Origin of the sequence: Mesorhizobium sp. M1A.F.Ca.IN.022.07.1.1, assembly GCF_003997575.1 — a bacterium.
GTDB lineage: Bacteria > Pseudomonadota > Alphaproteobacteria > Rhizobiales > Rhizobiaceae > Mesorhizobium.
Genome location: NZ_RZST01000306.1, coordinates 1 through 7,128, shown reverse-complemented (window position 1 = coordinate 7,128; position 7,128 = coordinate 1). Strand labels below are relative to the sequence as shown.

The following is a 7,128-nucleotide window of genomic DNA, read 5'->3' as shown; positions in this document are numbered from 1 at the left end:
GTCCCGAGCGAGACGCGCACGCAGTCGCGGCCGGCATTCTTGGCCGCGTAAAGCGCTTCGTCGGCGCGCCGCAGCAGATCTGGAAAATCCTCATCCGTGGCAAGCTCGGCGACGCCGAAGCTCGCGCTGCAGCGATGATCGGCGGGCAGGCCTTCGATCGGCAGCCCGCCAAACGCGCTGCGCGCGCCTTCCGCGAACAATCGCGCGGCAGCAAGGTTGGTACCGGGCAGGATGATGGCGAATTCCTCGCCGCCGATGCGGCCGGCGACGTGATGCTCGGCCGCCGCCTCGCGCAGCAGGCCTGCGAAGGTCTCGATGACACGATCGCCGCAGGCATGCCCGTAGCTGTCGTTGATCCTCTTGAAGTGATCGAGGTCGGCAATGACCAGCGCCACCGGTACGCCCCGGCGCACCGCATCGCGCAACGCCAACTCGGCATGGCGTTCGAAACCGCCGCGGTTGAGGAGCCGCGACAGCGTGTCCGTCTCCGATTTCGACATCGCCTCGGCCAGCACGTCGCGCACCAGGATGGCGAGCGCGAGCAGCGCCAGCGCCAGACCGAACACGGTGCCAAGCGACTGCGACACCAGTGCATAACCCGTCTGCACATAGGATTGCGGATTGGCGCCCCAGCCGCCCAGCGCGCCGGCGATGAAAGGCTTTGATGCGAACTGCAGGGCGCTTGCCGCGAGCACGAGCATCAGGAGGTGATCGAGCCGCTCGAGCCGCTGCCTGGAGGACAGCACGATGCCAAGCGCGGTGCACTGCATGGCCGCATAAGGAAGCTGATAGGCCAACATGCGGGTGAGCGAGTATCGCGGCAGGTCCTGCACCAGATAGACGGCGGCCGAGGCCACGGCCAGGAAGACCAGCATCGGCGCCCAGGGCGGCGTCACGCCATATTTGTGGGCAAGCCCGCCGTTGAAAGCGATGGTTGCGCCGAGGAAGACAGCGAAGGCCATGACAACCGGCAGCCGGGCATCGGCAAAAGCGGGGATACTGAACTCGATGGCAAAATAGGCCATGCCGAGCAAATAGCCGAAAGCCAGCCAGCGCGCCGACACACGCCCGACGTCGTGGACGGCGATCGCCGCGAAGGCCGCGGCCAACAGCCCGGCGACGAGCAGATTGATCACCAGGATGAAATCAGCGCTGCCCATGTTCCCTTCGAAGCCCCCCGGGCAGAAAACCATCGACGGGCGAAAAACACGTTAACGTCCGTCGCCTTCGGGCAGTGATGTTGGCTGTTGTCAGGTGCTCTGGAGCCTGCGATTTTCAGCCGACGCTCACCGCTTCGGGCACGAAGGCGGTTTCGGGGCGCTCGTAGGAAAGGCGGACGCTGTCGCGGCCATTCCTCTTGGCCTTGTAGAGCGCCTCGTCGGCGCGCCGCATCAGCGGCGCCAGCCCTTCCGCGCCGCTGCGGGCCGCAACGCCGAAGCTCGCTGTCACCCTGGTGCCGGGCGGCAGGCCGTCGACGGCCCCGGCCGAATAGAAAGTGCGGATCGCTTCGGCGAAAAGGCGCGCCGCGGCGAGATCGCTGAGCGGCAGGAGCACGGCGAACTCTTCGCCGCCGATGCGGCCCGCAGCCCCGCGCGCGCCCGTGGCAAAGCGCAGCTTGGCAGCGAAGTCGGCAATCACTCGGTCGCCCGCCTCATGTCCGTGCTGGTCATTGAGCGCCTTGAAGTGATCGAGGTCGGCAAGCACCAGCGCGACGGGAAACCCGGCCTTGGCGCATTGATCGAGCAGCAGTGCTGCCCGGTCTTCGAAGCCGCGGCGGTTGAGAAGACCGGACAACGGGTCGGTGTGCGTCTCGGCCTTCAGTGCCTTCAGCACGTCGAGGGCGGCCGCCGTGAACAGGCAGAGCGCGATCAGAAGCGACAAAAGCGCGTGCGAGAGCAGCGCCGTCGTCCAGTAGGACGAGCCGTAGAAGCCGTCATAGCTTGGGAACGGTCCATGCGCGATGACGACGATCAGGGTACGGGCGGTGAAATTCAGCGCGGAAAGCAGGGCCAGCGCGACCAGGATTTTCTCAGGGCCATTGTTGCGCACTGTCCTGAGCTCGGCGGCGACGAGCAGGCTCAGGCCGCCGAAGCCGAAATTCATGCTGAGCACGCGCCAGGTAAGATCCGGCTCGACGAACATGAACCATGCGAAGGCGGCGAGCCCGCCGCCGGCCATGAGCCCGATGCCGAAATAAGGCACGCGCCGGCCGTAGCGGGCGATGATCGCGCCGGAAAGGCAGCAGGCGGCTATCGTGAAACATATGTTGGAGATCAGCTTGGTCGCCACGATGCCGAGCGGCAGCGTGAAATATTGCAGCAGGAAACCCGACGCCGACAGGCAGTAGCTCGCCGCCAGCACCGCCAGATACGGACGATGGCGCTGGTAGAACCACAGCACGAGGAACGCAGCGCCGAGCGCCAGCGCTATCGTCGGATTGAGCAGCGCTATGAGCAGACCGGTGTCCAACGGACCGTGACTTCCCCAAGTTACCCAAGGGGAGATGCTAGTCGGGAAGCACAAACAAGCGGTTAAGCGACGGCTTGGAACAGCTCCGGGAGACCGGCGTTCTCAACACAAAACAGGAGAACGCTGATGGCCGGTACAATCACCCTGACCGAGCACGATGCGATCCGTTCCTGGGCGGCGGCGCGCGCCGGATTTCCGGCCATTGTCGACATTTCGCCCGAGGCCGGCACGCAACCCATGCTGCGCCTGGTTTTTGGCCAGAACGCCTATGAGGACGACGACCGCCCGGAGCGGCCTCCCAACGCCGGCGGCTACGAGCTGGTCGAATGGGACGAGTGGTTCAAGATTTTCGACGAGCAGCAACTGGCGCTGATCGTCGCTGCCGACGAGCCTGGCCGACGTGAGGAGTTCCACGAGATTATCCGGCTCGGCGACCGCTGAGCGACAAAAGGCCCGGAACGCGGTGCGCTCCGGGCCTTTGATCGCGTCCGCGGCAGGCCGTTACTTCCAGTCGCGGATATCGACGAAATGGCCGGCGATTGCCGCCGCCGCCGCCATGGCCGGCGAGACAAGATGGGTGCGGCCCTTAAAACCCTGCCGGCCCTCGAAATTGCGGTTCGAAGTCGAGGCGCAGCGCTCATGCGGCTTCAGCCGGTCGTCGTTCATCGCCAGGCACATCGAGCAGCCGGGCTCGCGCCAGTCGAAGCCCGCGGCGACGAAGATCTTGTCGAGCCCTTCGGCTTCGGCCTGCTCCTTCACCAGGCCGGAGCCCGGCACGATCATGGCGTTCACGCGCGGATTGACCTTCTTGCCCTCGACAACCTTGGCGGCGGCGCGCAGGTCCTCGATGCGGCCATTGGTGCAGGACCCGATGAAGACGCGGTCGAGCGTGATGTCGGTGATCTTGGTTCCGGGCGTCAGCCCCATATAGTCGAGCGCGCGCAGCTTCGAGGAACGCTTGTTCTCGTCGGCGATGTCGGCCGGATTCGGCACGAAACCCTGCACCGAGACGACATCCTCGGGCGAGGAGCCCCAGGAGACGATCGGCGGCAGTTTTTGCGCATCGAGCACGACCACCTTGTCGAAATGCGCACCTTCGTCGGAATGCAGCGTCTTCCAGTAGGCAAGCGCGGCGTCCCAGGCGGCGCCCTTCGGCGCGCGCGGCTTGTCCTTCACATAGGCGAAGGTGGTCTCGTCCGGCGCGATCAAGCCGGCGCGCGCACCGCCTTCGATCGACATGTTGCAGATCGTCATGCGACCTTCCATCGACAGCGAGCGGATCGCCTCGCCCGCATATTCGATGACGTAGCCGGTGCCGCCGGCAGTGCCGATCTCGCCGATGATGGCGAGGATGATGTCCTTGGCGGTGACGCCTTCCGGAAGCTGGCCGTCAACGCGCACCAGCATGTTCTTGGCCTTGCGCTGGATCAAAGTTTGCGTCGCCAGCACATGCTCGACTTCCGAAGTGCCGATGCCGTGCGCCAGCGCGCCGAACGCACCGTGCGTGGAGGTGTGGCTGTCGCCGCAGACAATGGTCATGCCGGGCAGCGTGAAGCCTTGCTCCGGCCCGATGATGTGGACGATGCCCTGGCGGACGTCGTTCTCCGAATAATATTCGATGCCGAAATCCTTGGCATTCTTGGCCAGCGCCTCGACCTGGATGCGGCTTTCCTCGTTCTTGATGCCGAACTTGCGCTCGGGCGAGGTCGGCACGTTGTGGTCGACCACGGCGAGCGTCTTCTCAGGATGGCGAACGTCTCGGCCGCTCATGCGCAGGCCTTCGAAGGCCTGCGGGCTGGTGACCTCGTGGACGAGGTGGCGGTCGATATAGAGCAGGCAGGTGCCGTCGTCCTGGCGGTCGACGACATGGTCGTCGAATATCTTGTCGTAGAGGGTGCGCGGTGCGCTCATGTGCGTAAATCCGTCGATATGAGAATGGCAAAAGCTGGCGCCGGGGCTTCTGACCGGCGAAGCGACCGGATCGGTCGCCTCAGCTAAGTCGGCTGGTGAGCGCGCCGCAGACGCGCGCGGCAAATCGCGACGGCAGGCGCTTCCTGTCCTGCAGCACGAAACCCTTATAGGCCGGATCGCTGAAAAGCTCTTCCATGGCGCTGCTCATATCAACGTTTTGGCTTTTCGGCAATTGCGGTAGCTTTGCCTTCTCCCCTTGTGGGAGAAGGGGAAGCCGCGCTCACAGCACCTCGAATACGAAAGTCTTCACCAGCGCGTCCGGGTCGCCGATCGCATAGCAGCGAAACCACGGACTTTCCTCGGCCAGCCGCCATTTCCTTGCCTGCCTGAGATCGTCGAACACCGCCTGGAAGCCACCGCTCTCAAAAACCTGGTCGCGCACTGTGAAGATGGCGTGGCCGCCGCTCTTCGTGATGCGCACGAGTTCGTGCAGGCCCTCGGCCGGCGCGTGGCCGATGGTGAAGACGCCGGTCGAGAAGAAGGCGCGGAAATGACTGTCGGGCCAGGGCAGCGGACCGCCGAGCATCGCCTTCTTCAGCTCGCCATAGGCATTGCGGCTGCCTGCGATCTTCAGCATGTCGTCTGAAAGGTCGAGACCGCAGATGTCGCCATAGCCCAGCGCTTTCAATGACGGCCCGGACAGGCCGGTGCCGCAGCCGGCGTCGAGCAGCGGGCCTTCGCCCGCCGGCACATGCCGCGCCACCCAGGCGGTGATAAGGAAGGGCAGCAGATAGCCGAGCGAGGCGGTCTCGCCGTCATAGGTCGCCGCCCATTCGGCATAGGCCTTGGCGAGCGCCTCCGGCGTCTCGGCCGAATAGACGGAATCCAGCGCCGCATTGGCCTTGTCGAAATTCATGGGTCAGCTCCTGGACGTTACTAACCCAGGAAGCGTAGCGCGCTCTTGGCCCGGGGGCTATTGCTCATGCTGCCGTCGCAGCCGTTTCTCGAGCGCCCGCAGCGCCAGCGACAGGCCGACCGTCAAGATCAGATAGATATAGGCGACGATCGAATAGGTCTCGAAGAAGCGGAACGAGCCGGCGGCATAGACCTTGCCGATCTGCGTGATGTCGGCAACGCCCAGCACCGAGACCAGCGAGGAGTCCTTGACCATGGCGACGAAATCGTTGCCGAGCGGCGGCAGGATGGTGCGGATCGCCTGCGGAAAGACAATCAGCCGGAAGCGCTGCACGCGCGTCAGCCCGAGCGCCTTTGCCGCCTCGATCTGACCCTTCTTGACCGACAGGATGCCGGCCCGGAACACTTCCGAGATGAAGGCCGAATAGCCGATGGTCAGAGCCATGATGGCGCGCCACAGAAGCGAGATGTCGCGCACCAGGAGCTCGCCGATCCAGCCGGCGCTCTGCAGCGGCGCCGTCAGCCCGTTCCACGCCGCGACGAATGCCGGCGCCCCGGCAAAAGCGATCCAGAACAGCAGCACCAGGATCGGCACGCCGCGGATGATCTCGACATAGAAGCGCGCGATCTGGCGCAGCCATTGCGACCCCGACAAGGCCATCAGCGCGATGCCGAGTCCAAGCGCCGAGGCCAGCGCGAAGCCGACCACGGTGACGAAGACGGTGATGCCGATGCCCTTGGCGACGGTGGCGAAGACCTCGGCGTAAAGGTCGCTGGCGGCGATGGCCAGCGCCGCGGCGAGCGCCAGAACGGCCGCTGCGGCCAGCCACCAGGGGAATTCGGATTTGGCGGTGGACGTCGTGGCGGTCATCAGGATGTGCCGCCAGCATCGTTGCGAAGGTCGCGTTCCGGCACAGCCCCCTCTGCGCTGCCGGGCATCTCCCCCGCAGGACGGAAGATCAGCAGCTTTGTCGCCGGCGCTCTTCTTGCAACGTCGGCGATTTGCGAAAGCGAAGGCGACAGCCAATCTCCCCCCTTGCGGGAGAGATGTCCGGTAGGACAGAGGGGGGTGGGAAGGAATGAGACTTTCGCGGTTTTCCGCCCGCCGCCGTCGCCGATCATTCGCAGCAAAGGAGCCTACTGCCCCATCTTGTAGTCGAGGAACCACTTCTTGTTCAGCGCATCGAGCGTGCCATCGGCCTTGAGCGCGGCGATCGCGGCGTTGACCGGCTTGACCAGGTCGGAGCCCTTGGGGAAGATGAAGCCGAAATCCTCGCTGCCGAGCGGCCCACCGATCAGCTTCAGCTTGCCTTCGGAAGCGTCGACATAGCCTTTGCCGGCGGTGCCGTCGGTCAACACCACGTCGACATCGCCGGACTTCAGCGCCTGCACGCTGGCGCCGAAGGTCTCGAACAATTTTATGCGCGGGTTCTGCTCATTGCCGTCGAGCACGCTGTAGACGGCGGTGTAGAAGGGCGTCGTGCCGGCTTGCGCGCCGATCAGCCCGTCCTTGAAGGCGGCAAAGCTCTTGGCGTCGGTGAAGCGGCTCTCGTCGCCGCGCACCAGCATGAACTGTTCCGATCGCATGTAACGGTCCGAGAAGTCGACCTTCGCCTTGCGCTCGTCCTTGATGGTGATGCCGGTCATGCCGATATTGTACTGGTTGTCGGAAACGGCCTGGATCATCGCGTCCCAGGAGGTGTTCTGGTACTCAACCTTGAAATTCAGCCGCTTGGCGATCTCATCCATCGCGTCATATTCCCAGCCGATCTGCTTGCCGGTCTTCTTGTCGATGAACTGCAGCGGCGGGGGAACGCTTTCCGTCACCCCCAC

Annotated in this window: 7 protein-coding genes; 1 reads left to right on the top strand and 6 read right to left on the bottom strand. The window is 64.7% G+C overall.

Translation table 11 applies throughout. From position 1 onward, the window contains the following. Positions 1-1,160 (bottom strand): GGDEF domain-containing protein (locus EOA75_RS25885; protein ID WP_164747558.1); only part of this gene is annotated, 1,160 nt, incomplete at its 3' end. Between the two features lie 115 nt (positions 1,161-1,275). Next, positions 1,276-2,469, bottom strand: a complete 1,194-nt coding sequence (locus EOA75_RS25880) for a GGDEF domain-containing protein (protein ID WP_067322920.1) — start codon at positions 2,467-2,469, stop codon at positions 1,276-1,278. A gap of 126 nt (positions 2,470-2,595) precedes the next feature. Here EOA75_RS25880 and EOA75_RS25875 point away from each other — a divergent pair, with 126 nt between their 5' ends. Beyond that, on the top strand, positions 2,596-2,910 hold the full coding sequence (locus tag EOA75_RS25875; RefSeq protein WP_066991843.1) for a hypothetical protein: 315 nt from the start codon (positions 2,596-2,598) through the stop codon (positions 2,908-2,910). A 60-nt stretch (positions 2,911-2,970) separates the two neighbouring features. Here the strand turns inward: EOA75_RS25875 and leuC are convergent, their stop codons facing one another. From leuC to EOA75_RS25850, 4 genes are all read right to left on the bottom strand, one after another. After that, entirely contained in the window at positions 2,971-4,380 is a 1,410-nt protein-coding gene (gene leuC / locus EOA75_RS25870) for a 3-isopropylmalate dehydratase large subunit (RefSeq protein ID WP_066991840.1), read from the bottom strand. Positions 4,381-4,660: 280 nt separating this feature from the next. After that, the gene (locus tag EOA75_RS25860; RefSeq protein ID WP_127214587.1) at positions 4,661-5,296 is read right to left on the bottom strand and encodes a class I SAM-dependent methyltransferase; all 636 of its coding nucleotides are present in this window, start codon (positions 5,294-5,296) and stop codon (positions 4,661-4,663) included. A 57-nt stretch (positions 5,297-5,353) separates the two neighbouring features. Continuing rightward, positions 5,354-6,166, bottom strand: a complete 813-nt coding sequence (locus tag EOA75_RS25855; RefSeq protein WP_127325481.1) for an amino acid ABC transporter permease — start codon at positions 6,164-6,166, stop codon at positions 5,354-5,356. A 266-nt stretch (positions 6,167-6,432) separates the two neighbouring features. Continuing rightward, positions 6,433-7,128 (bottom strand): transporter substrate-binding domain-containing protein (locus EOA75_RS25850; RefSeq protein WP_127325480.1); only part of this gene is annotated, 696 nt, incomplete at its 5' end.

What these genes read in the sequence shown, in the direction of transcription:
- EOA75_RS25875 (WP_066991843.1), top strand. Translation starts at nt 2,596, where the DNA reads ATGGCCGGTACAATCACCCTGACCGAGCACGATGCGATCCGTTCCTGG.
- leuC (WP_066991840.1), bottom strand. Translation starts at nt 4,380, where the DNA reads ATGAGCGCACCGCGCACCCTCTACGACAAGATATTCGACGACCATGTC.
- EOA75_RS25860 (WP_127214587.1), bottom strand. Translation starts at nt 5,296, where the DNA reads ATGAATTTCGACAAGGCCAATGCGGCGCTGGATTCCGTCTATTCGGCC.
- EOA75_RS25855 (WP_127325481.1), bottom strand. Translation starts at nt 6,166, where the DNA reads ATGACCGCCACGACGTCCACCGCCAAATCCGAATTCCCCTGGTGGCTG.